The 24,342-nt window shown below is 67.6% G+C and carries 22 protein-coding genes; 9 read left to right on the top strand and 13 right to left on the bottom strand.

Going from position 1 to position 24,342, the window contains the following annotated elements:
• Positions 1-46: 46 nt before the first annotated feature.
• From AACX88_RS06005 to AACX88_RS06020, 4 genes are all read left to right on the top strand, one after another.
• Positions 47-610, top strand: a complete 564-nt coding sequence (locus tag AACX88_RS06005) for a hypothetical protein (protein ID WP_339392192.1) — start codon at positions 47-49, stop codon at positions 608-610.
• Positions 611-663: 53 nt separating this feature from the next.
• Complete coding sequence (locus AACX88_RS06010) at positions 664-1,779, top strand: hypothetical protein (protein WP_339392193.1); 1,116 nt, start codon at positions 664-666, stop codon at positions 1,777-1,779.
• Complete coding sequence (locus tag AACX88_RS06015; protein WP_339392194.1) at positions 1,776-2,732, top strand: hypothetical protein; 957 nt, start codon at positions 1,776-1,778, stop codon at positions 2,730-2,732. Before AACX88_RS06010 ends, AACX88_RS06015 begins: the two co-directional genes overlap by 4 nt.
• Before the next feature lie 161 nt (positions 2,733-2,893).
• A complete protein-coding gene (locus tag AACX88_RS06020; RefSeq protein ID WP_422614409.1) occupies positions 2,894-3,388 on the top strand; it encodes a signal peptidase I in 495 nt (164 codons plus the stop codon).
• A gap of 137 nt (positions 3,389-3,525) precedes the next feature.
• Here the strand turns inward: AACX88_RS06020 and AACX88_RS06025 are convergent, their stop codons facing one another.
• The 3 genes from AACX88_RS06025 to speB are packed head-to-tail and all read right to left on the bottom strand — an operon-like array spanning position 3,526 to position 7,863.
• Entirely contained in the window at positions 3,526-5,121 is a 1,596-nt protein-coding gene (locus AACX88_RS06025; protein WP_339392196.1) for a sodium:solute symporter family transporter, read from the bottom strand.
• A gap of 23 nt (positions 5,122-5,144) precedes the next feature.
• Positions 5,145-6,860: a thiamine pyrophosphate-binding protein gene (locus tag AACX88_RS06030; protein WP_339392197.1), complete on the bottom strand. Its 1,716-nt coding sequence runs from the start codon at positions 6,858-6,860 to the stop codon at positions 5,145-5,147.
• Positions 6,853-7,863, bottom strand: coding sequence for an agmatinase (gene speB / locus AACX88_RS06035; protein WP_339392198.1), 1,011 nt, complete (start codon positions 7,861-7,863; stop codon positions 6,853-6,855). The genes AACX88_RS06030 and speB overlap by 8 nt, the downstream gene beginning before the upstream one ends.
• Before the next feature lie 134 nt (positions 7,864-7,997).
• Here speB and AACX88_RS06040 point away from each other — a divergent pair, with 134 nt between their 5' ends.
• Positions 7,998-9,407 carry a PucR family transcriptional regulator gene (locus AACX88_RS06040; protein WP_339392199.1) on the top strand — a complete coding sequence of 470 codons (1,410 nt, stop codon included), beginning with the start codon at positions 7,998-8,000 and terminating at the stop codon, positions 9,405-9,407.
• A 47-nt stretch (positions 9,408-9,454) separates the two neighbouring features.
• Here the strand turns inward: AACX88_RS06040 and AACX88_RS06045 are convergent, their stop codons facing one another.
• Genes AACX88_RS06045 through AACX88_RS06075 form a run of 7 tightly spaced genes read right to left on the bottom strand, consistent with a single transcriptional unit; the run spans position 9,455 to position 15,897 of the window.
• Entirely contained in the window at positions 9,455-10,606 is a 1,152-nt protein-coding gene (locus AACX88_RS06045) for a histidinol-phosphate transaminase (RefSeq protein ID WP_339392200.1), read from the bottom strand.
• Positions 10,607-10,637: 31 nt separating this feature from the next.
• Positions 10,638-11,438: a tetratricopeptide repeat protein gene (locus tag AACX88_RS06050; protein WP_339392201.1), complete on the bottom strand. Its 801-nt coding sequence runs from the start codon at positions 11,436-11,438 to the stop codon at positions 10,638-10,640.
• Positions 11,435-12,604 (bottom strand): vWA domain-containing protein, encoded by a 1,170-nt coding sequence (locus AACX88_RS06055; RefSeq protein WP_339392202.1) that lies wholly within the window; start codon positions 12,602-12,604, stop codon positions 11,435-11,437. Before AACX88_RS06055 ends, AACX88_RS06050 begins: the two co-directional genes overlap by 4 nt.
• Positions 12,601-13,575 (bottom strand): vWA domain-containing protein, encoded by a 975-nt coding sequence (locus AACX88_RS06060; protein ID WP_339392203.1) that lies wholly within the window; start codon positions 13,573-13,575, stop codon positions 12,601-12,603. Before AACX88_RS06060 ends, AACX88_RS06055 begins: the two co-directional genes overlap by 4 nt.
• Positions 13,566-14,018, bottom strand: coding sequence for a hypothetical protein (locus tag AACX88_RS06065; RefSeq protein WP_339392204.1), 453 nt, complete (start codon positions 14,016-14,018; stop codon positions 13,566-13,568). Before AACX88_RS06065 ends, AACX88_RS06060 begins: the two co-directional genes overlap by 10 nt.
• Positions 14,005-14,889 (bottom strand): DUF58 domain-containing protein, encoded by an 885-nt coding sequence (locus AACX88_RS06070; RefSeq protein WP_339392205.1) that lies wholly within the window; start codon positions 14,887-14,889, stop codon positions 14,005-14,007. The genes AACX88_RS06065 and AACX88_RS06070 overlap by 14 nt, the downstream gene beginning before the upstream one ends.
• 12 nt (positions 14,890-14,901) lie before the next feature.
• On the bottom strand, positions 14,902-15,897 hold the full coding sequence (locus AACX88_RS06075; protein ID WP_339392206.1) for an AAA family ATPase: 996 nt from the start codon (positions 15,895-15,897) through the stop codon (positions 14,902-14,904).
• Between the two features lie 527 nt (positions 15,898-16,424).
• Between AACX88_RS06075 and nrdH the strand changes: the two genes are divergently transcribed.
• Genes nrdH through nrdF form a run of 4 tightly spaced genes read left to right on the top strand, consistent with a single transcriptional unit; the run spans position 16,425 to position 20,249 of the window.
• Complete coding sequence (nrdH, locus tag AACX88_RS06080) at positions 16,425-16,673, top strand: glutaredoxin-like protein NrdH (protein WP_339392207.1); 249 nt, start codon at positions 16,425-16,427, stop codon at positions 16,671-16,673.
• Entirely contained in the window at positions 16,673-17,086 is a 414-nt protein-coding gene (nrdI, locus tag AACX88_RS06085; protein WP_339392208.1) for a class Ib ribonucleoside-diphosphate reductase assembly flavoprotein NrdI, read from the top strand. Before nrdH ends, nrdI begins: the two co-directional genes overlap by 1 nt.
• Positions 17,087-17,091: 5 nt before the next feature.
• Positions 17,092-19,218, top strand: coding sequence for a class 1b ribonucleoside-diphosphate reductase subunit alpha (gene nrdE, locus AACX88_RS06090; protein ID WP_339392233.1), 2,127 nt, complete (start codon positions 17,092-17,094; stop codon positions 19,216-19,218).
• Between the two features lie 59 nt (positions 19,219-19,277).
• Complete coding sequence (gene nrdF, locus AACX88_RS06095) at positions 19,278-20,249, top strand: class 1b ribonucleoside-diphosphate reductase subunit beta (RefSeq protein WP_339392209.1); 972 nt, start codon at positions 19,278-19,280, stop codon at positions 20,247-20,249.
• A 317-nt stretch (positions 20,250-20,566) separates the two neighbouring features.
• On the opposite strand, the gene AACX88_RS06100 is transcribed toward nrdF, so the two are convergent.
• Genes AACX88_RS06100 through AACX88_RS06110 form a run of 3 tightly spaced genes read right to left on the bottom strand, consistent with a single transcriptional unit; the run spans position 20,567 to position 24,341 of the window.
• The gene (locus tag AACX88_RS06100) at positions 20,567-21,493 is read right to left on the bottom strand and encodes an amidohydrolase family protein (protein WP_339392210.1); all 927 of its coding nucleotides are present in this window, start codon (positions 21,491-21,493) and stop codon (positions 20,567-20,569) included.
• A 23-nt stretch (positions 21,494-21,516) separates the two neighbouring features.
• Positions 21,517-23,472 carry an acetoacetate--CoA ligase gene (locus AACX88_RS06105; protein ID WP_339392211.1) on the bottom strand — a complete coding sequence of 652 codons (1,956 nt, stop codon included), beginning with the start codon at positions 23,470-23,472 and terminating at the stop codon, positions 21,517-21,519.
• Entirely contained in the window at positions 23,469-24,341 is an 873-nt protein-coding gene (locus AACX88_RS06110; RefSeq protein ID WP_339392212.1) for a fumarylacetoacetate hydrolase family protein, read from the bottom strand. Before AACX88_RS06110 ends, AACX88_RS06105 begins: the two co-directional genes overlap by 4 nt.
• Position 24,342 lies beyond the last annotated feature (1 nt).

Genomic DNA, 24,342 nt, shown 5'->3' on the forward strand with positions numbered 1-24,342 from the left:
CCCCGTGCCGGAGGACGGTGCGTCCTCAGCCGACCTCGGAGATCCTATGAGAGTGCGAGCGCTTGCGGCAGCCGGTGCCGCCCTGGTCCTCCTCTCGAGCGGTCTGGGCACCGGAGCACGGTGGTACGACGAAGCGAACTTCGATAAGCAGTCGGTCGAGGTGCGCTCCGGAGAGCTCAGGGTCACAGCGGCACCGGTCTCCTACCGCGTGCAGAGCAAGTACACGACCGACGCGCGGTTCGCCGACCTGCAGTCGTGCGACGCCGACCAGGGTTTCACCCGATGCGCCCGACTGAGCAAGGGGCAGGTCGAGGACTTCCGCTTCATGCGCGGCGACCGTCTGACGATCGCATCCCGTTTCGACGTCAGTGCGAAGGGCACGAACCTCCGCTATGCGGCAACCCTGACATCCGACCAGCCCGATCCGCCCCCGGCATGGACTGCGGAGGCGACGGTGAGCCCCGAGGGTCCGCTCGAGGGCGCACAGACGATCACCTCGCGGCGGACCTTCGACTTCACCGGCCAGGTCAGCGCTGACGCCTGGCCCCGGGTCTTCGACGATCTCAGCGTGGCCGGAGTCAGCGTGGCAGTCGTACAGGAGGACCGATGACCGACCGGCAGACCGAACACCGGCAGCGGAGACCCAGGCTCCGGACAGGAGTCATGCCCGTGCTGGCCGGTGCGTGCGTGCTCGCCCTCGTTGCCGCGATCGTCGCGATGGCGATCATGCCCACCGGTTCGACGCTGGCCCGCTTCTACTCCGAGGCCAGCGACGACACTGAGATGACGCTCCAAGCGCAGGGCATCGAGGCCGGAACCGCCGGTGTCGTCACCCCTGACTACGGGTCATGGAACTGGTTCGACCGGCAGATGAACGAGACCTCGCTGACCCTGAAGAACACGTCCCCGACGACAATGGTCGCGAGCATCAGGATCGCGTCCGTGGAACTGGCCGGGACGAACATCTCCGAAGCGTGGGGGAAGGCTGCGGCCTTCATCGTCGACGACGGCGGTGTGAAGCGGGAGATCTCGAACTACGTCACGGCCGACACCTCGACGAAGCAGTTCTCGGAGACCGAACTCCGATGGACCCTGGCTCCCGGTGCCGAGCAGTCCGTACCCGTGCTGGTCGAAGGACGGAACTCGCGACTGCTCTATCAGGATCTCGCTCGAGCCTCCGGGGTCCGCTTCGACTTCCGGTTCGCCGTCGACTGGCGCATCGACGGACTCTCGGACACCGAGACGGCCCAGCTCTATCCCTACGGCGCTCTGGGACCAGAGCCCGGCGACCGCCCGGCCTGCCCGCCCGGGGCAAGTGCCGCGCAGGAGTGCGTCGGGGTGAGCGCCACGGTGAAGAAGCCCGCGATCACCGTCGACACCGGGCAGGACGGCTCCGGCGCCTGCTACGGAGTGTTCAACGTCGACAACTCGCACACGTTCGTCGTCAACACCTCCGAACTGCCCGAATTCGCCCGCATGGCCAAGACCGCCCGGCGTCTCGCCGGCGACCCTGCCGCCTTCGACTCCTACGTCGCGATCCCCGAGGTCGGCTCCGACTTCACCGGCAACGACGTCGAAGTCTCCAAACAGCCCCTCAACTACCTCTTCGGCTACGACGTGACGGTCCGCTTCGTCATCCGCGGCACCGGTGGGGCCGGCGGTCACAACCCGGGACCCAATGGCGATCGGCCCACGCAGTCACCGATCTACGACCTGCAGATGACCCAGGAGGCCTTCTCGTCCGATGTCTCGTGCACCGTGAGCCGGGTGACACTGTGATCGGATTCCTCGTGCCCTCGACCCTGGCCCGCGCCGTCCGCCGCCGGCGGCGGCGCTGCGCGGCTGCTTTCGTCCTCCTCACGGCGGTGACCGTGGCGATCCTGGGAATCGCCGCCCCCGCCTCGGCGAAGGAGTGCCCCACCTCGATCGCCGAGGCGGTCCGGGTCTCCGAGACCGACGGCAGCGGGGAGAGCGCCCCGGACGATCTCCAGCGGGCCTTCCCCGACGTCCCCGAGCTGATGGCGCCCGGGTCGGGCGGAGACGATGAGCTGCGTGTCCGATCGATCGCCGAGGTGCCGGTGACCGCCGTGCTCATCGTCGCCCCGGAGACCGCCGGGGTCGCCGACCCGGCCCATGACCTCCAGGTGTCGATCACCTGGGCGGGACGGACCGTGGCGAAGGACTCGTACCGTAAGGTCGTCGGACAGCGCTTCGCCCTCGGCGAACTGGCACCCGATGCCGATGCGACGCTGCGCGTGAGCGTCGACCTGCCTGCCGTCGGGGAACGGGACAACGACACGCAGACCCGCACGTGGCCGCTGCGGTTCTCGCTGGGGCTGAGCACCGGGGTCGAGTGCGCACCCGGCGGCAGCGACGCGGGAGGCAGCGCGGCCGAAGCGGATGACAGTGGGGGAGGCACCGCCGCCGAGGCGGAGACCAGAGCGGACTCCGACGGCACCTCGGCCGCGGGCTCGAGCTCGGAGGCTTCGAGTTCTGGTTCCTCGGGAATCTCCAACTCGTCGGCGGGAAGCGCCGGCGGCGCCGGGAGCGCCGATGGAGGGTGGGCGCTGCCGAGGACCGGATTCGGCGGGGCCGGACTCATCACCCTCGCGGCGGCAGCGATCGGTCTCGGACTCGCCCTCGTCGCTGTCGCCCGTCGCAGACGTGCAGGCCAGAGGCATGTCGGCACGGAACGTGCCGGCGGGGACGCACGACAAGGAGGCGCGTCATGACCGCAGTGACGAGGCAGAGGACACCAGGCTCGCCCGCGTCGAGTTCGCCTGTACCGGACTCCACCGCACAGGCTCCGGTCGAAGAACCGTCAGGCGACTTGCGGCGGCCCCGGCCACGGCGGCGACTGCGAAGAATCGTCTCGTGGGTCTGCGGGGTCCTCGTGGCGGTCATCGCCGGCGTCCTCATCGCCACGGTGGCGCTGCCCCTGGCGATGGGATGGATTCCGCTCACCGTGACCACCGGTTCGATGGATCCGACGATCCCGCCCGGCTCGCAGGTGATCGTCAAGCCGCTCAAGCCCGCGCAGGCGCAGACCCTGGACAAGGGCCAGGTCGTCACCTACCAGCCCAACTCCGGTCAGCGTGACCTCGTGACGCACCGCATCATCGACGTCGCCAGGGTCCACGGGGAGACCGTCTACCGGACGAAGGGCGACAACAACAACGCCGCCGACCCCGACCCGGTGCGCAGCGTCCAGGTCCGCGGGGTCGTCCGCTACCACGTGCCCTATGTCGGCTACATCGCGCAGCTGACGAACCCCGAGGAGAAGCGGATCGGCATCTGGATCATCGCCGGCGCCCTTGTCGCCTACGCGGTCTGGGAGATCGCGAAGCCGAAGCGGCGAAAGGGCGGGACGAACCGCGGAAAGCACTGAGCCGCCGCAGACCTCAGGGTCCGCGGCGGCTCAGGCCGGTCTGTCCAGGGCAGCGGCTCGGGCCGGCCGACTCAGGCCGCCCGGTTCCAGTCGACCGTTCAGGCCGCCCGGTTTCCGCCGGCCGTGACGCCCGGCGACTACCGGCTCAGGCGTTCCCTCCACTCAGCCATGATCTCCGGCGGCGTCGGCTTCGAGACCAGTGAACCGACGACATAGCCGAGCAGAGAGGCGAGCAGGCCGAGGTAGATCGCCTCGTTCGAGTAGATGCCCAGGGTGATCATGAGCACGATCGTCGTCACCGAACCGAGGATCATGCCGGCCATGACGCCGACGATCGTCCCGCGGCGGAAGATCAGGCCGCCGAGGATCGGGATGAAGAGCCCCGCGACGAGGAGGTTGTAGGCCACCGTGAGCGCTTCGACGACGCTGGGCATGATGAGGGCGAGGGCGAGAGTGACGATGCCGAGGCCGATGAGGTAGATCCGCGAATCGCGCACCTCGTCACCGGTCTCCCGGACGAGCGACTGCGTGAGCGCAGAGGTCGTGCCCCCGCCCGAAGCCGTGCTGCCCGACCCGACGGCAGCCGAACTCACGGCAGCCGAACCCACGCCCGAACCGACGACGCCCGAACCGGCGTCGGTCGAACCGGCGTCGGTCGAACCCAGGCCTCCCACCTCGGCGCCGGCACGCACGGCCGGGACGATGTCCCTGCGGGCGAGGAGAGGCTCGACGATATCCTGCCGGCACACGGTCGAGGCGGCGAGCAGCGACCCCGAGGCCGTCGACATCATCGCAGCGAGAGCCGCGGCAAGGACAAGACCGGCGAGCACGGGCGACATCGCGGCATCGACGACGGCGACGAAGACGTCGTCGGCGACCTCGATGCCCGGCACGATGCGGGCCGCAGCCATGCCGATGAGCGCTCCGGCGACGGCGTAGAGCAGGCAGTAGACGCCGGCCGAGAGCCCGCCCCAACGGGCGACGCCGGGCGAACGCGCGGTGAACACGCGCTGCCAGATGTCCTGGCCGATGAGGAGACCGAGGGTGTAGATGAGGATGTAGCCGAGGATCGCCTGCCAGCCGATGCCCACAGGGGACGTCTGCTCGGCCGGCAGGGCGGAGAACAGTTCGCCCAGGCCACCGGCCTTGTTGAGGACGATCGGGAGCATGAGGAGGAAGATGCCCACGGTCTGGATGAGGAACTGCACGAAGTCGGTCAGCGTGATCGACCACATGCCCCCGAGCATCGAATACGTGATGACGATGCCGCCGCCGATGATCACCGACCAGAACTTGTCGAGGTCGAAGAGCGCATGGAAGACCGTGGCGTAGGCGACCGTCGACGTCGTCGAGATCATCAGACCGTACGCGGTCATGATCGCCCCCGACACGAGCCGCGAGCCCTTGGCGTAGCGCAGTTCGAGCATCTGCGAGACCGTGTAGATCTCGAGCTTCTGGATCTTCGGGGCGAAGAACAGGGAGAGGACGATGATGCCCATGCCGATGCTGAAGACCAGCCACATGCCCGACAGTCCCGAGGTGTAGCCGAGGCCGACCCCGCCGATCGTCGAGGCGCCGCCGAGGACGACGGCCGACATCGTGCCCGTGTAGAGCAGACCGCCCAACCGGCGACCGGCGACGAGGAAGTCGTCCTGGTTCTTCGCCTTGAAGCGACCCCAGATTCCGAATCCCACCATGGCGGCGAGATAGATGATGACAACGAGTGAGTCCACAGTGACTCCTCCTTCGGGTCGGGTCAGTTGCCGACGGTGATGTGGACGATGGTGGGCACGTCGCGGCTCAGCGCCTCGGCGACGACGTCGGGCAGCTCGGCGGTCATCTCCGACTCCCGCATGCTCACCCCGACCCCGCCCATCGAGGCCCCGAGCTGCGCGAAGTCGGGGCGGGCGAGGCGGACGGCGAAGGGCTCCATGTTCCGGTCGACCATCTGCTCCTCGATCTCCGCGTACCCGCCGTTGTCGACGACGACGAAGGGGATGCCGAGTCCGAGTTCGGCAGCGGTCATGATCTCCTGGACGGAGAACATCGCCGCCCCGTCGCCGAGGACGCAGACGACCGGACGCTCCGGTGCGGCGACCTTCGCCCCCAGCGCTGCGGGAATGCCGTAGCCGAGTGTCGCGAAGCCCGGCATGTAGAGCAGCTGGTCAGGGGTGCGGGCGGTGAGCGCGTGGATCGACCCGTCGTAGGTGACCTGCGAGGAGTCGCCGGCGATGACGACCTCGGGTCCGGCGCCCTCGGCGACGAGTCGGGTGACCCGGGCGCCGATCTTGTCGAAGTCGAAGTCCGCATCCCAGCCGGCCCGGATCGCTGCGACCCGGTCCCTCGCCGAGGCGGCCGCCCCGTCGGACGCGACCGTGCCCTCAGCCGTGCGCTCAGAGGCAGCACCGAGCTCGGTGCTCAGGGCCGCGAGGAACTCCCCGGTGTCGGCGCACACGAGGATGTCGCCGTCCAGGTTCTTGCCCAGCTGGTCGGGGTCGATGTCGCAGCGGATGACGGTCTGCTGTGCCGTCTCGTCGCGCACACCCGGCGCGGTCTGCGCGCCGATGACTCCGCCCCACAGGTCGGAGTCGGCGAGTTCGGAGCCCAGGACGATGAGGACATCGGCGGCTGCGGTCTCGGCCTGGACGCTCGGGAACCGGACGTTCGCACCGAGCGAGAGCGGATGGTCCTCTGCCACGATGCCCTTGCCGTTGGCCGTCGTCGCCACGGGAGCATCGATGGACTCGGCGAGGAGAGTCACCTCGGCGGCGGCATCCCGGGCGCCGCCGCCGGCGACGATGACCGGACGCTTCGCGGACCTGATCGCCTCGGCGGCCCGGCTCACGGCGCGGGCGTCGAGGCCTGGTCGCCTGGCCGGGACCGGTGCCGGGACGCTGCCGTGCCAGTCGCCCTCGAGGACGTCGAGGGGCACCTCGATGTGCACGGGACCCGGACGCGAGGACGCGAAGAGGGCGAACGCCTCGGCGACGGCCTGCGCTGCGCCTTCGGCGGTGCGGGTGCGCTGGGAGGACACGAGGAGGTGGGACAGGGCCCCGGAGGAGTCCTTCGTCTCGTGGAGCATGCCGATGTCGGCCCGCTCGAGTCCGGTGGGCACACCGGGGGAGAGGATGAGCATCGGGCGTGACTCCGCATACGCGGTGGCCGCTGCCGTGATGACGTTCGTCAGCCCCGGTCCCGAGGTCGTGATGACGACCCCGGGCTTGCCGGAGAGGAGGAAGTAGCCGTCGGCGCCGTAGCCTGCTCCCTGTTCGTGGCGCGGCGTGATCGCCCGGATGCCGAACTCGGGCAGATGCCGGTAGAACTCGAGGTTGTGCGTGCCCGGGATCCCGAAGATCGTGTCGACGCCGTTGGCGGCGAGCGTCGCGATCACGGCCTTGCCGCCGTTGCGGAAGCGCTCGGTCGTCGTCGACGCGGTCGCCTCGGAGGGCCGGGCTGCTGTGGTCTCAGACACCGAGGGCCTCCCCGCTGGGACCGGACGGGCCGGTGAGGCCGTTCTGCTCGGCCGCCCACAGGGAGAGGATCTCGTAGCCGCAGTGCGCGGCGGCCAGCCCCGTGATCTCCGCATGGTCATAGGCGGGGGCGACCTCGACGATCTCCGCGCCGACGACATTGAGTCCTTGGAGTCCGCGGATCGAGTTGAGCAGTTCGCGACTCGTCATGCCTCCGGCCTCGGGGGTGCCGGTGCCGGGTGCGGCGGCCGGGTCGAGGACGTCGATGTCGATCGAGAGGTAGACCGGGGCATCGCCGAGGCGTTTGCGGATCCGGGCGACGACCTCTTCGACGGAGGTGAACTGGTAGTCGTCGCTGCGGATGATCTGGAAGCCGAGTACCTCGTCGTCCTCGAGGTCCTTCTTCCCGTAGAGGGGACCGCGGATGCCCACGTGCATCGAGGCGGTGAGGTCGATGAGCCCCTCTTCGCTCGCGCGTCGGAACGGGGTGCCGTGCGTGTACGGGGCGCCGAAGTACGTGTCCCAGGTGTCGAGGTGGGCGTCGAAGTGGAGGACGGCGATCTTCCCGTGCGTCTTGTGCAGCGACCGCAGGTTCGGCAGGGCGAGCGTGTGGTCGCCGCCGAGGGTGAGGACCTTCGCACCGTCGGCGCGCAGGGCATCGGCGTTCTCCTCGACCGTGGCGATGGCCTCTTCGATGTCGAAGGGGTTGACGCCCAGGTCACCGCAGTCGGCGACCTGCTGCCACGTGAAGGGGTGGACGTTCGTGGCCTGGTTGTAGGGACGCAGCAGCTTCGAGGACTGACGGATGTGCGCGGGCCCGAAGCGAGCGCCGGGACGGTAGCTGACACCGGCGTCGAAGGGGATGCCGACGATCTTGACGTCGATCTTCTCTCCCGGACGCTGGGACTCGACCTCGTCGAGGCGGGGGAGGAGGCCGAAGGTCGGGGGCCCGGCGAAGCGGGGTGTCTGACTGTAGTCGGCAGGGCCGAGGGGCTGAGACGGCATTGACTCTCCTTGGTCGTGATGGGGTGATCTCGCTGGTGGCGTGCCATCAGCCTAGGACCTGTCATCCCCGTCACAGATATCCAGCGTGGACAGTCAGCCGCATGTGCATAGCCATGCCGGATAGGATGGGCCGCATGGTCACCTTGGGACAGCTGTGGGCGCGGCGTGAACTCGCCCTCGAGATCGCCGTCGATCCGCCGGGAGCACGGGAGCAGGAGGTGACGATCGTCCACTCCTCCGAACTGCCCGAAGTCGACGAATGGCTCGCCGGTGGCGAGGTGCTGCTGACGATCGGCGTCGGCCAGGATCTCACCGCAGACTCGGCCGGTGACTACATTGCGAGACTCAAGCGGGTCGGGGTCCACGCCCTCGGGATCGGCCTCGGCAGCGACCTGCCGTCGGTCCGGCTGCCGGACTCCCTCATCGGCCATGCCCGCGAGCACGGTCTCGCGCTCTTCGGGGTGCCCGAGCCCGTGCCGTTCGTTGCCGTCGTCGACGCGTTCACGCGGATGCGCGAAGAGGAGACGAACCGTGAGGTCACCCGGGCCAGCAGCGCCGGGCGACGGTTCGCCACCGCGCTCGCCCGCACCGGTCCGGCCGCCCTCATCGCCGATCTCTCAGCGACGCTCGGCAGCGAGGTCCAGCTCGTCTCCCCGACCGGTCGGGGTCTCACCGGCGCGAACGCACCCGCGGCCGTGCGCACCGAGCTCATCGGGGAGGCGCTCGGCGCCTCGCTCGCCCCGCGCCTGCTGCGGTCGGGCGGGGGCGGTCTCGAAGCCGTGCCGCTCGGCGACGAGCAGGTGGTCGGGTGGATCCTCACCGCCGCCGAGTCGGCCGTGAGCTCGCGCATCCGCTCCCAGCTGCTCTCGACCGCCGCGGCCCTGCTCGGTCTCGCCGTCTCCGAGGGACCGCCTCGGCGCGGGGAGTCGCGCCTGTTCACGACGACCCTGAGCCCGGCGGAGGCCCGCACCGAGTGGGTGCTGCGCACGGGTTCGCCCGCGGTCTCCCGGGCCGAGTTCACGATCTTCGGCGAGGTGCGCGGGGAGAGTGCCGAACATCTGCTCGCCGACCTCGGCGCCGACACGCTGCTCGCCCGGTCGGGGTCGATGATCGCCGTCGTCCACACCGGCGACAGCCTCGTCGATCGGGTCGCGGCGGTGACCGGGCTGGAGAAGCTCTTCCACAAGCCGCTGCCGCTGACCCAGGTCCATCACACGTGGACGGTGTGGCGGACCCAGCATGAGACGGCGAACTCCGATGTCAGGGCTCTGCTGTCCTCGATCGACGAGGCGGCTGCGGTGCGCTTCGTCGATCGCGTCCTCGGTGACCTGCTCGCGTCGAAGGACGGCCGGGAGCTGCTGCTCACCCTGCGGACGTTCATCGCCGCCGGGGGAGTGCGGGATGCGGTGGCCGCCGAGCTCGGCATCCACCGGCACACGGTCCGTGCCCGACTGCAGCGGATCGAGCGGCTGCTCGGCCGGGACCTCGGGAACCCGGAGACGACGCAGGCCGTGGCGCTCGCCCTCGAACTCGCCGAACTCTAGGCCGGCTTGCGGCGACGGGGACCGCGCTCAGCCGAAATGGGCTGCGCTCAGCCGAAATGGGCTGCGCGGAAGTCCGCGGCGATCTCGAGCACCCGGTCGAGGGCGGCGCGCGGACCGATGCTGATCCGCACTCCGTCGCCGAAGTTGCGCACCGCGATCGCCTGCTCCACACAGGCGTCTTCGAAGGCGTCGGACAGCTCCCCGAGCGGCAGCCACACGAAGTTGCCCTGCGCTTCGGGCACGTCCCAGCCCTGACTGCGCAGGGCTTGGGCGAAGTCGTCGCGGACGCCTGAGATCACGGCGGCGCGGGCCATGACCTCGTCCCAGTGGCGCAGCGATGTCAGGGCAGCGGCCTGGCTGAGGTCGGTGACGCCGAAGGGGATGACGGCCTTGAGCAGGCCGGCGATGACCCGCGGATGTCCGACGCCGTAGCCGACACGCAGGCCCGCAAGCCCGTGGGCCTTGGAGAACGTGCGGAGGAGAACGAGGTTGGGGTGGTCGGCGAGCAGGCCGAGCCCGTCGACGGTGCCGCCCGCGGTCGCGAACTCCCAGTACGCTTCGTCGAGGGCGACGAGGACACGCTCGGGAACGGCCGCGAGGAAGTCCCGGACCTCGGCATCGCGCAGGGCCGGCCCCGTGGGGTTGTTCGGGGAGCAGAGGATGATGAGGCTCGTCGCCTCGGTGACCGCTGCCGCCATCGCCGCGAGGTCGTGGGTGCCGTCAGCGCGCAGGGGCACCTCGATGCGGGTGGCCCCGGCCAACCCGGTGGTCTGCGGGTACATCTCGAACGAGGGCCACGGGTAGACGGCCTCGGTCGTGCCATCCGAGGTGATCTGCGTGAGCGCGACGAGGAGTTCGCTCGCCCCGGTGGTGACGACGAGGTTCTCGATCCCCACGCCGAGGCGCGCGGCGAGTTCCGTGCGCAGCGCGGTGGCGGCGTCGTCGGGGTAATGAGCGGGATTGCCCACATGCTCGGCCATGGTCTCGAGCACCGAGGGAAGCGGCGGGAGGTGGTTCTCGTTCGAAGAGAGCTTGAAGGACTCGAGGCCCGGGACCTCGCGCGGCGGTTTGCCCGGAATGTAGGGCGGGAACGTCTCGAGCGCGGCCCGCAGACGCGGCACCTCTGCAGATCCTTGAGGATCGGCAGATCCCTCAGGCTCGGCGGATCCCGGCGTCGACGCGGATGCGGTGTCGGTCATGGACTCATGATCGCACAGGCCTCGACCCGGCTCACCACGGCTTGTCCGGGGTCGTGCGTCCGCCGTTGCCGCCGGGTCCCTGCTGCTGCTGTTCGCGGTTGGAGTCCTCGCCGCGCTGCTTGAGCTCTTCGCGCTTCTTCTCCTGCTCGGTCTGGCCGGCGCCGTCGTCGGTGTTCTGATCACCGGTGTCGGAGTTGTCGTTCGATCCCTGGTCGTTCGAGCCCTGCGAGTCGTCACCGGACTGCTGATCGTCGTTCTGCGAATCGTCGGAGCCCTGGGAGTCGTCACCCGATCCGCTGTTCTGGGACTGGCCGCCCTGCTTCTTGTTCTCGACGCGCTGCTTCGCCTCGTCGCTCTTCTGCTGCGTCTCGCTCTTGTCGGGGCGGCACTCCTCGGGTGCGTCGTCGAGTGTGGCCAGGGCCTGGTCGTAGAGTTCACCGGACTTCTTCTCGTCCTGGCCGGCGACCTGGTCGGCGAGCTTCTCGTAGACGTAGGAGAGGTTGATCCGCACCGCGCACTCGTCACGGGGCGGGGTGATCTCGAGTGCGGTCTCGAGGTCCTCCTGCGCGGGTTCGAAGTCGCCGACGGCGGCCTTCGCGGTGCCGCGGTTGTAGTAGCCGATGTGCCTCTCGAGCGGACTGAGCGCAAGGAACGTCGTCGCGGCCTTCTGGGCGCCGGGGAAGTCGTTGGAGTCGTAGCGGACCTGCGAGGCCGCCCCGAAGTACACGGTGGTGCCGAGGTAGGCGAAGGCGAGGAGGATCGCGGTGCCGACGACGAGGTTGATCTTCGTCAGCAGCCGCAGGCCCGACCATCGTCTGAGCATCCGTCTCATGGTCGGCCTCCGCTCTGTCCGCTGCCTGCCGTTCCGGACGCGACCAGTCCCCGCGCAGGATGGTTGCCGGCACCCGGACCGGGAGGACCGCCGGATCCGCCGCGACCGCCTCGGCGAGAGGGCATGACCGACCGCAGCCGGAGGAACTCGCGGAAGGCGAAGACCATCTCGACGGCGATCCAGACGAAGACGAGGGTGAGCGGGATCCAGTAGTACTCGTCGACGGTGACGCGGCCGTCCTTCTTCACGAGCTGCTGATCGTACTTGGGGGCGGTGTAGACGGCCGAGACCGGGCTGCTGCCGTCGCGCTGGAAGTAGGGCAGGCCGAGGTCGGAGCCGATCTGCCTGAGATTGCCTTCGTCGATCTTCGAGATCCCGGGGTTGCCCTGGGCGTCGCGGATGTACTGATCCCCGGTGCCCAGACCGTTGCCGTTCTGACCGCCGCCGTTCTGGCCGCCGTGGTCGGTGTCGCCGGGCAGGCCGCCGTAGCCGAAGGGCTGGGACTCCTTCATCTTCCCGCCCTGCGCGGTGCCGTAGCCGAAGACGGCGCCGCTGTCGATGTTCGCGGCGAACGAGGTCCACGAGTCAGGGGATCCCGAGGCCGTCTGCTCGCCGTCGCCGAAGTAGAACACGAGCCGCTTGTTGTCGGGGCGGTCCTCCGCATTGGAGTCCATGCGCGCCTTGAGCTCGTCACCGGCCTCGGTGATCGAGGAGCCGTTGGAGTTGAGCGACATCTCCGGGGTGAGGACGTCGACGGCCGAGGCGAAGGCCGCATGATCGGTCGTCAGCGGCATCGCCGTCGAGGCGGTCGAGGCGAAGGTGATGATGCTCAGGCGCGCACCCGGCAGCTGCTTCGCGAGCTCGAGCATGTCCTTCTTCACACCCTCGATGCGCGGGGTGGTCCCGTCGTAGTCCTCGGCGGCCATCGACGTCGTCGTGTCGACGAGGAAGTAGACGTCGGCGGCCGCCTCGTACTCCTCCGTCGTCGACTTCTGGGCGATGCCGGGACGGGCGAGGGCGAGGGCGAGGACTGCGACGACGCCCATGCGCACGAACCACTTCCACTTCGGCCCCTCACCGCGGATGACGGGGATGAGGCAGAGCGTGAGGAGGACGGCGGTCATGAGGCCGAGGCCGATCCAGCCGAAGAGCGGGTCGAAGATCATGAGCGCACCCTCCAGGCGAGGACGAAGACCCCGATGAGTCCGAACACGGCGATGAGCAGCGGGGCGGCGGGCATGTCGTGGACGATCGTGTACGACCGGCCCGGAGTGTTCTGGGCCTCCTGGCTCTGGATCTCCGAGACGATGCGGTCGATCGTCGTCGCCGAGCCCATGTCGAACTGCTTGCCCCCGGTCCGGTCGGAGACGGACTTGAGCTCCTGGGTCTGCGTGGTCGCCAGGATCGAGGGCGGGGAGAGGCTGTAGACGCGCACCTTGGCATCGACGGCGATGTCGGCGGCCTCGTTGAGTTCGAACAGGGGCTCACCGGCGAGCATGTTGTCGGTGGCGAAGACGATCGAGCGGGACCGGTCCTCGTCCTTGCGGTCGAAGTTGTCGACGCACGAGACGAGGCCGTCGCCGATGAGGGAGGAGCCGCCGATGTTGGGCGGGGACGTCGACCACGAGTAGTCGGTGCCCTGGGAGCCCCACGTCCGGAACCCCTCCTCGGCGTCCTCGAGGTAGTTCTGCACCATGTCGTAGTCGTCGGTGAGCGGGAACGCAGCCACGGCTGTGGCGTTGAATACGGTCAGCCCGATGCGCTCCCCGTCGAACCGGTCGACGAGCTCCTGGTAGGCCGCGAGCAGGTCGGCGTCGTAGCCGAGCATCGACCCGGACACGTCGAGGCAGAGCATGACGTCGCGCAGCTTCTTCTCCGGGTTGACCGTCTCGATCCACGCGGGACGAGCCACACCGGCGAGCGCCCCGAGCCCGGTGAGCGCGATGACGCCGAGGAACGCGATGGTCGTCATCATCTTCCTGCGCATCGCCCGGCGGAAGCCCGGCAGGCTCGTCATGCGGCCGCTGTGGGCCACCGGCAGGGACGACTCGGTGCGCCGAGGCTTACGGAAGATGAAGACGGCGAGGGCGGCGAGGAGGAGCAGGGCCAGGGCCAGCCACCAGAACATCAGGACCATCTGGCCACCAGCTTCCTCGCCTCGGCGATCTGGGGGGCGAGATCCACGGACTCCACCTCGGCGAACTCAGCCGTGTAGAGCCCGCGCAGGGAGTCGGCGAGGTCGTCGAGACCGGCGACCGCGGCATCGCGGTAGGTCAGATGCTCGGCCCGGACACCCCACGCGTCGCGGGCGAACTCGCGCACGATCTTCGCCAGCTGCCGCGCCGACTCGCGGACGTCGGTCTCTCCCGACGCGAGGTTCGCCTCGACGTCGCTGATGCGCGACATGTAGGTGCTGCGCACGGGGATGGGGATCCGCGGCTGGGCCCGGCCGGTGGCGCCGGCGGCGGCGCGCAGGAGCGGGGCGAAGAGGTTGAGGAGGGCCAGGAGGAGGACGAACGCGGCCGCGACGTACCACCAGACCGAGATCTGGAGGGGACCGACGAGCTCAGCGGGACCCACGGCGATGCCTCCAGAGCAGGGAGTGGAGGCTGCCGAGCGCCTGTTCGGGGTCGGCGATCTCCGTGTGGGCGATGCCGAGCTTCGCGAGCAGGTCGCTGCGCTGGGTCCGGCGGGCCGCCTCGGCGACGATGTACTCGGCCTGCACGCGGGGGTCGGCCATGACCGTGGCCGGCAGCCCCACCTCGGCGCGGGAGACGTCGAACGGCGCCGAGGCGGTGGGCAGGTGGGCGAGATCCGCGTCGGTGATCGTCATCCACAGCATCTCGTGCTGGGCGCGCAGCCGCTTGATCGTCGCCTCCTCCGCCGGGCCCAGGGGAGCCTGGTCGGAGATGACGACGATGAGCATGCGGTGGGTGATGTGCCCGGCGATCCACTGCAGCTGGGCGTCGATCGACCCGTCGACCTCGTCACCGGATTCGGCGAGGATCTGCTGGAGGAGGTTCTCCAGGTGGGCTTCGCTGCCCTTGCGGGGCGAGGCGATCGTGCGTTCGGCATTGCCGTGGATGAGCATGACGTCGTCGCCGTGGCGCACCGCGAGGTATCCCGTCATCCCGGCCATGAGGATCGCGAGCTGACGTTTGTCCGCCCCGGCCGAGGTCACGGCGTCGAAGCCGCGGGAGGAGTCGACGACGAGGGCGAGGATGTGCCGGCGGTGGGCGACGTAGCGCTTGACGAGGGGATCGGCGTGCCGGGCGGTGGCCTTCCAGTCGATGTCGCGGATCTCATCGCCGGGGATGTAGTCGCGCAGGTCGTCGAAGTCGAGGCTGTGGCCGTGGAAGACCGAGGAGTAGTCGCCGTCGAGGAGACGGCGGGTGCGCCGGTGGGCGTGAATGGTCATCCGCGCTTTGATCCGGTTGAGCAGGGCAGTCATCTCAGCACCGGGTCACGGGGTGGGCACGGCCATGAGGAGGGCATCGACGACCTGGGCGCTCGTGATGTTCTCCGCGGCGGCTTCGAAGTTGAGCTGGATGCGGTGGGCGAGGACGCGGTGGGCGAGGTCCTTGATGTCCTCGGGGATGACGTAGTTGCGTCCGCGGATCATCGCCAGCGAGCGGCCGGCGTTGGTGAAGGCGATCGAGGCGCGCGGGCTCGCACCGTACTCGATGTAGGGCGAGAGCCGTCCGAGGTACTTCTGCGTGTTCCTCGTCGCGTGGACGAGTTCGACGAGGTAGCGGGTGATCGACGGGTCGATGTAGATGGTGCGCGCGTAGCGCTGCATCGTCATGACGTCCTCGAGCGTGCAGCTGGCCGCGGGCACCGAGTCCTTGTCGAAGACCCCCGAGTCGAGGCGGGAGAGGATCTCGACCTCCTCGTTGGGGCTGGGGTGGGTGAGGAGGTCCTTGATCATGAAGCGGTCGAGCTGGGCCTCGGGCAGCTGGTACGTGCCCTCCTGCTCGATCGGGTTCTGCGTGGCCATGACGAGGAAGGGCTTGGGCAGGTCGAAGCGCTGGCCGCCGATCGTCGTCTGCCGCTCCTGCATCGCCTCGAGCATCGCCGACTGCGTCTTCGCCGAGGAGCGGTTGATCTCGTCGAGGAGGACGATGTTGGCGTGCACGGGTCCGAGCACCGTGTTGAACGATCCCTCGCGGGCGTTGTAGATCTGCGAGCCGATGATGTCGGCCGGCAGCAGGTCCGGGGTGCACTGGATGCGGGAGAACTTGCCGTCGACGGCGTTGGCGAGAGCGGCCGCGGCCGTCGTCTTCGCCAGGCCGGGAACGCTTTCGAGGAGGAGATGTCCGCCGGAGAGCAGACCGATGAGGAGGGACTCCCGCAGTCGCTGCTGACCGACGACGAAATGGTCGAGATAGGATTCGAGCCCGCCGAGGAGGGACTTCGCGTGGGCGATCTCCTGCGTGTTGGCCGGTGCCGTTGCGGTCATGCGTTCTCTGACCCTCTCATCGTCGGTGCCGTGGTCGCAGCCCGCCGGGTGGCCCGGCGTGCTGTCCGTCACCCCCAGCATAGGAGCGGACCCTGACATGCGACTGGGTGTTCTCGTGTCAGTACCGACACATAGTGTGGAAGTCCGGACACAGTCCTCGACACGCCGAGGCGACATGCCCACAGGGGACGAATTTCCCCTGTGGACAGCGGTGGATAACTCGGCCCGGAAACGGGTCGTCGTCGGCCGCCTCGGCGGGAGAGGCCCGTGTCCTCGCAGGTGATCGAACTACACCGATGTCGTTCACACCCTGTGGACGGCTGTGGAGGGCTGAGGACACAGGGTGTGGACGGGTCGAATCACACTGGTGTAACACTGGATATAGGGGTAGGCTCGTACCCGAACACAACATCTAGTGGTCATCGTCGGTCCCCTTCACCGTGATCCCTCCCACGTCGGAGGCCGCGGAGCCGACATGATCGAGCAGCAGTCAACCCATACTCAAGCGCAGAAATCGAGGAGTCGCCATGATCACCGTGTACACCAAGCCCTCTTGTGTCCAGTGCAACGCCACCTACCGTGCGCTCGACGCCAAAGGACTGAAGTACACCACGGTCGACCTCAGCGTCGATGAGAACGCCCTCGACGTCGTCAAGGCCATGGGCTACATGCAGGCGCCGGTCGTCGTCACCGACAGCGACCACTGGTCGGGATTCCGTCCCGACAAGATCGCCGCGCTGGCCGGTCAGCAGACGGCGGCCTCCGTCGTGGCCTGATGCTCGTCGTCTACTACTCCAGCACGTCCGAGTACACCCACCGCTTCGTGGGCAAGCTCGATCATCCCACCCGCCGTCTGCCGCTGCTGACGAAGGATGAGACGTTGCTGGTCGACGAGCCGTTCGTGCTCGTCACCCCCACCTACGGGGCCGGTCCCAACCGCGGGGCCGTGCCCAAGCAGGTGATCAAGTTCCTCAATATCGAATCGAATCGTCGGCACCTCGTCGGCGTGATCGGCGCCGGAAACACCAACTTCGGCGCAGAGTACTGCCGGGCGGCGAAGACCGTCGCCGCGAAGTGCCGTGTACCCCTTCTGTACCGCGTCGAACTCCTCGGCACCCCCGAAGAGGTCGCGGATGTGAACCTAGGATTGGACAAACTGTGCGAGAGCTCGCTGAAGACCGCAATGTAGAGGACATCATCCGCGAAGAGACGGATCTGGACTACCACGCGCTCAATGCCATGCTGAACCTCTACGACATGGACGGGCGGATCCAGTTCGAGAGGGACAAGCAGGCCGCGCGCCAGTACTTCCTCCAGCATGTGAACAACAACACGGTCTTCTTCCACGACCTCAAGGAGAAGCTCGACTACCTCGTCGAGAAGGACTACTACGAGCCCGAGGTCCTCGAGCAGTACTCGTTCGACTTCATCGCCGCCCTGTCGAAGCGCGCCTACTCGCACAAGTTCCGCTTCCAGACCTTCCTCGGCGCGTTCAAGTTCTACACCTCGTACACGCTGAAGACCTTCGACGGCAAGCGCTACCTCGAACGCTTCGAGGACCGCGTCGTCATGGTCGCCCTCTTCCTCGCCCGCGGCGATGAGACCCTCGCGACCCAGCTCGTCGACGAGATCATCACCGGCCGCTTCCAGCCGGCGACCCCGACGTTCCTCAACGCGGGCAAGAAGCAGCGCGGCGAGCTCGTCTCCTGCTTCCTCCTGCGCATCGAGGACAACATGGAGTCGATCGGCCGCTCGATCAACTCCGCCCTGCAGCTGTCCAAGCGCGGCGGCGGCGTGGCGTTCAGCCTGACGAACATCCGCGAGTCCGGTGCCCCGATCAAGAAGATCGAGAACCAGTCCTCCGGCGTCATCCCCGTGATGAAGCTGCTCGAAGACTCCTTCTCCTACGCCAACCAGCTCGGCGCGCGCCAGGGCGCCGGTGCCGTCTACATCCACGCCCACCACCCCGACATCTACTCCTTCCTCGACACGAAGCGGGAGAACGCGGACGAGAAGATCCGCATCAAGACCCTCTCGCTCGGCGTCGTCATCCCCGACATCACGTTCGAGCTGGCCAAGCGCAACGAGGACATGTACCTCTTCAGCCCCTACGACGTCGAGCGCGTCTACGGGATCCCCTTCTCCGACGTCGACGTCACGGAGAAGTACGAGGAGATGGTCGACAACGCCTCGATCCGGAAGAAGAAGATCAACGCCCGCGAGTTCTTCCAGACCCTCGCGGAGATCCAGTTCGAGTCCGGCTACCCGTACATCATGTTCGAGGACACCGTGAACCGGGCGAACCCGATCGACGGCAAGATCATCATGTCCAACCTGTGCTCGGAGATCCTCCAGGTCTCCGAACCGTCGAAGTACGACCAGGATCTGGGCTACGACGTCGTCGGCAAGGACATCTCCTGCAACCTCGGTTCTCTCAACATCGCCCTGACGATGGACTCCGAGGACTTCGGGCGCACCGTGGAGACCGCGATCCGCGGCCTCACCGCCGTCGCCGAGACCTCCGACATCCAGTCGGTGCCCTCGATCGCCCGCGGCAACGACATGTCGCATGCGATCGGTCTGGGTCAGATGAACCTCCACGGCTACCTCGCCCGTGAGCACGTCTACTACGGTTCCGACGAGGGCCTCGACTTCACGAACATGTACTTCTACACCGTCGCCTACCACTGCGTGCGGGCCTCGATGGAGATCGCGAAGGAGCGCGGGCGCACGTTCGCCGGCTTCGAGCGTTCGAAGTACGCGACCGGTGAGTACTTCGACAAGTACATCGATGAGGCGTGGACCCCGCGCACCGACCGGGTGGCGGAGCTCTTCGCCGAGGCGGGGGTGCACATCCCGACCCAGGACGACTGGCGCGAACTCAAGGCTGCGGTGGCCGAGCACGGCATCTACAACCAGAACCTCCAGGCCGTCCCGCCGACCGGGTCGATCTCCTACATCAACAACTCCACCTCGTCGATCCACCCGGTGGCCTCGAAGATCGAGATCCGCAAGGAGGGCAAGATCGGGCGCGTCTACTACCCGGCTCCCTTCATGGACAACGACAACCTCGAGTACTACCAGGATGCGTACGAGATCGGGTACGAGAAGATCATCGACACCTACGCCGAGGCGACGAAGCACGTCGACCAGGGTCTGTCCCTGACGCTGTTCTTCATGGACACGGCGACGACGCGCGACATCAACAAGGCGCAGATCTACGCGTGGCGCAAGGGCATCAAGACGATCTACTACATCCGCCTGCGGCAGCTGGCCCTGCAGGGCACCGAGGTCGACGGCTGCGTCTCGTGCATGCTGTGACGCTAACCGACCGCTGAGACCCGCAGATCGTTCGAACTGGAAGAAGAGAGAAGACCGTCTTGGAGAACCTCACCCTGGCCTCGCACGTCGATGCCATCAACTGGAACCGTGTCGTCGACCCCGTCGACGACGACGTCTGGGACCGCCTCACCGGCAATTTCTGGCTGCCGGAGAAGGTGCCGCTGAGCAACGACGTGCCCTCGTGGGCGACCCTGACCGATGAGGAGAAGACGCTGACGATGCGCGTCTTCACCGGGCTGACCCTGCTCGACACGATCCAGGGCACGGTCGGTGCGATCTCGCTCATCCCCGATGCGGTGACCCCGCACGAGGAAGCCGTGATGACGAACATCGCGTTCATGGAGAGCGTGCACGCGAAGTCGTACTCCTCGATCTTCTCGACCCTGTGCTCGACGAAGGAGATCGACGAGGCGTTCCGCTGGTCGCGGGAGAACACGTATCTGCAGCAGAAGGCCGACATCATCCTCAGCTACTACCGGGGTGATGATCCGCTCAAGCGCAAGGTCGCCTCGACGCTGCTCGAGTCGTTCCTCTTCTACTCGGGCTTCTACCTGCCGATGTACTGGTCCTCGCATGCGAAGCTGACGAACACCGCGGACCTCATCCGCCTCATCATCCGCGATGAGGCTGTCCATGGGTACTACATCGGCTACAAGTACCAGCGCGGGCTGGAGTCGCAGTCCGAGGAGCGTCGTGCCGAGCTCAAGGACTACACGATGAACCTCCTCTTCGAGCTCTACGAGAACGAGGTCTCCTACACCCACGAGCTCTACGATTCGGTGGGTCTGGCCGAGGACTGCAAGAAGTTCCTCCACTACAACGCCAACAAGGCGCTGATGAACCTCGGCTATGAGGCGATGTTCCCCAAGGAGGTCACGGACGTCAACCCGGCGATCCTCGCGGCGCTCTCGCCCAATAGCGACGAGAACCACGACTTCTTCTCCGGCTCCGGTTCGTCCTACGTCATCGGCAAGGCCGAGAACACCCAGGACGAGGACTGGGACTTCTGAGACTCTGAGGCGCTCCCGCAGCTGTGCGGGTGACCAGCGGCCCGGACGAGCGATCGCGCTCGACCGGGCCGCTGTCGCATTCACGAGTTGTCGCGGCCGCTGCCGCCTGACCGCGAACAGGAAGTCCCAGCGCCACGGGCAAGTGCGCGGCGCTGGGACATCTGGAAAGCGGTGAGCCGCGGGGCGTGGACGTCCGGCTGACGCACGGACGTCTGACTCACCGGCTCGGGGGTCCACCGGCCAGAGCGTTCACGGGCTCGAGCGTTCAGCGGGTCAAGCGCTCGCCGACCGAAGTGTCAGATCACGGCCGTGTCCGATCACCGCAGTCGTGGGAAGAGGCGTTCCGCGTTGTCGCGATTGATCGCCGCTTTGAGCCCATCGTCCAGGTCGCTGGTGTCGAGCTGTTCGCTGAACACTCGCGGGGACGGGGCGAACGGGTAGTCGCTGCCGAAGACGATGCGCGTCGGATCGCCGAACGCCGTCAGCGATGGCAGAGAGTAGGGCGTCGACGACAATGCGGTGTCGAAGTAGAACCGTCGCAGATCCTCCATCACCGTCTCGGGAGTGATCCCGTCGTTGAATGCCGCAGCATAGGTGAACCGCTGCGCGGCATACGGGAGGAAGCCTCCAGCGTGGGACAGAATGACCCGCAGACCCGGATGCCGTCGGAGGACGCCGTTGGCGACCATGTGCACGGCAGTGCGGGTCGTGTCGAACGGGAAGTCCAGCAGGGGACTGGGCAAGCCCTCGAGCATCGCCATCGGGGGAGCGTCGGGATGGATGAAGACCGGTGCATCCCGACGCTCGAGCTCCGCCCAGAGCGACTCGAACGATGGATCGCCGAGGTAGCGGCCCCGGACGTTCGACATCAGCACCACCCCGTCCGCTTGCAGCTCGTCCAAGGCATGGGCCGCCTCGGCAACGGCTCCGTCGACATCGGGCAGCGGCAGAGACGCGAAGAATCCGAAGCGGTCAGGGCGGTCCTTGACCAGTTCGGCACCGAATTCGTTGACTTTGCGGGCAAGGGTGCGCGCCTGCTCGTCGTCGCCGAAATGAGTGCCGGGCGAGCTGATCGAGACGATGCCGGTGCTGATCTCTTCGGAGTCCATCAGCGCGATGGCGCCCTCGGGAGTCCAGTCGGGAGTCGACCAGCCGCCGGCCGAGACGTGGTTGGCCTCCATTGCGGTCCGGTAGAAGTCCGGGATGTAGTGCTGGTGTGTATCGATCCGCCTCAGATCGGTCATTCTCTTCCCTTCGTGGTTGATCTTCAGTTCGTCTTCGCGTGCTCGGCACGGAAGTCTGCGGCTCGCTGGACGAACCAGTCGAGAGCTGCGGGATTCGCGAGCGCTCCTCGGTCGGGCGCCGGTGCTCCGTCGCCGACGAAGAGCCTCTTCACAGGCACTTCGACCTTCTTGCCGGTGTGCGTGAGAGGAATCGCCGGCACTGCGATGATCTCGTCGGGCACATGCCGTGCTGAGGCACGGCTGCGAATGGCGTTCCTGATCTCGGCGGTGAGGTCATCGTCGAGTGCACGGGTGCCGTCGAGCACCACGAACAGCGGCATCCAGTAATCGCCGCCGGGCACTTCCACCCCGAGCACCATGGAGTCGTGGATTCCCTCGATGTTGTCGAGAGCGCTGTAGATCTCCGCGGAGCCGAGACGGACGCCGCCCCGATTCAAGGTGGCGTCGGAGCGGCCGAGCACTTCGCAGGTGCCGTCGACGCTCTCGACCGCCCAGTCTCCGTGCGTCCAGACATCGGGGAACTGTGCGAAGTACGCATTGCGGTAGCGGGAGCCGTCGGGATCGTTCCAGAAGGCGACCGGCATGGCCGGCATGGGCTTGGTGATGACGAGTTCACCGACCTGCTCACGGACAGGGCGTCCGTCGTCGCCGTAGATCTCGAGGGCGACCCCGAGCATGGCGCCCTGCATGCGGCCCAGACGCACAGGTTCCAGAGGATTGCCGCCGATGAAGCCAGAGCAGATGTCGGTGCCGCCGCTGGAATCGGCGAGCCGGAACTCCGGCGAGAACTGATCGCACAGCCACAGAGCGGAGGGATCTGCCAGCGTGGACCCGGTGGTGATCCCCAGTCTCACGGAGGACAGATCGCTGTCGGTTCCCGGGTTGAGTCCGGATTCCTGCACTGCTCTCAGGTACGCCGCACCCGCGCCGAACACCGTCACTCCGGTCTGTGCCGAGAGCTGGAACTGCCGATCGACTCGGGGGTAGGTCGGCGATCCGGAGTACGTGACGATCGACGCACCGGTGAGCAGGCTGTCGACGAGGAGGTTCCACACCATCCACGAGGTGTTCGCTGCGACCGAGAACCGGTCCTCTTCGGTGAGTTCGCAGTGCAGTCCGAAGAGCTTGAGCCCTTCGAGCAGCATGCCGCCGTGGCCGTGCACGATTCCCTTGGGTGCTCCGGTCGTGCCGGAGGTGAACAGGACCCAGAGGGGGTGATCGAATCCGACCCGTTCGTATTCAGCGTTCCCGGGGACGGCGAGGAGTCCGTCGAAGCCGTCGGGCCCTACGTCGATGAGCTCACGTACAGTGGGCAGGGCTGCAGCGATCTCGCCGAGGTGGTCCCGCCGATCGAGCCACTTGCCGTTGAATTCGTACCCGGTCGATCCGAAGAGCACCACAGGACCCAGTTGGGAGAGCCGGGAGATGGCAGCCGGGGCCGCGAGCTCGGGGGAGCACACCGACCAGATCGCGCCGATCGATGCCGTCGCGAGCAGGGCGATGATGGTCTCAGGAACATTCGGCAGGACCGCGGCGACGACATCGCCGGGACCGACACCGCGAGCGCGCAGCCCGGCAGCGACGGAGTGGACGGATGCCGCCAGGTCCCGCCACGACAGTTCTCGACGTGTGCCGTCCTCGTCGACGACGACGGCCGTGCGATCAGCCTCCGGTCCGTCGGCTCTGCGCAGCAGGTGTTCGGCGTAGTTGAGCCGAGCCTCGGGAAACCACTTCGCCCCGGGCATCCGCTCGCTTCTCAGAGCCGGGCCCGGCCACTCCCCAGCGACGTCGAAATGTCGCCGAATGGAATCCCAGAACCCTGCGATATCGGTCGTCGACCAGTCCAAAGCCGAACGGTAGTCGGCGAGCGGCACGCCTTCGCGTGCGGCGACCTCGTCGAGAAAGCGCCGCATGGGGCCTGCTGGAGTCTCCGGATCGGGCTCCCACAGGCGTGTGACGCCGTGTGTCCCTTCGCTCATGATGCGACGAACGTGTTGGTGATCGTGCCGACGCCTTCGATGGTGCTCTCCAGGACATCGCCTGGGCGCAGGAAGATTCCGCGCGCGGCACCGACTCCGGCCGGTGTGCCGGTGAAGACGAGGTCGCCGGGGTAGAGCCTGACGATCTGCGAGAGGTCTGCGAGGATGCGTTCGACGGAGAAGATCAGATCAGCGGTCGTGCCGTCCTGCACGGTCCACGAACCACCGTGGGGCTCCGCCGTCGGCCCGGTGATCCGCGCTGTGATGCGGAGGGCATCGGGATCGGCGAGCTCATCGCCTGTGACCACGGCGGGACCGAACGGGGCGAAACCGGGGAAGGACTTCCCGAGGCTGAACTGCGGTGCCGGACCGCGCAGCTGCACGGTCCGTTCGCTGTAGTCCTGTCCGACGGCGTACCCGGCGATCGACGACCGGGCTTCCTCCGGGGTCGCCTTGTGGAGTTCCCGGCCCACGATGACGACGAGTTCGGTCTCGTAGTCGACCGTGTCGCTCGGGAGCGCGACGGTGGCGTTGGGTTCGGCGAGCGAGGAGACGAACTTGGTGAATACGACCAGGTCATCAGGCGGATCGAGCTTCGCCTCGTCGGCATGGTCGCGATAGTTCAGACCGATGGCGAAGATCTGACGCGGATCCGGAATCGGCGCTCCGAGATCGTCGGCGTCGACGGCCCGACCCGGACCGAATTCGGCCTTCGTCGCCCACTGTGCGAACTCGGACCAGTCCTCGAATACGCCTCTGGGGTCAGGGCCGAACCGTCCGCCGCTGGCCTCGGCGATGTCGACTGCCCGCTGCGCTCCCGTGCTGCCGGTGAGGACGACGGCTCTGCCGTCGATGTTTCCGATGCGCACC

Source organism: Brevibacterium metallidurans (assembly GCF_037101285.1).
GTDB classification, from domain to species: Bacteria; Actinomycetota; Actinomycetes; order Actinomycetales; family Brevibacteriaceae; genus Brevibacterium; species Brevibacterium metallidurans.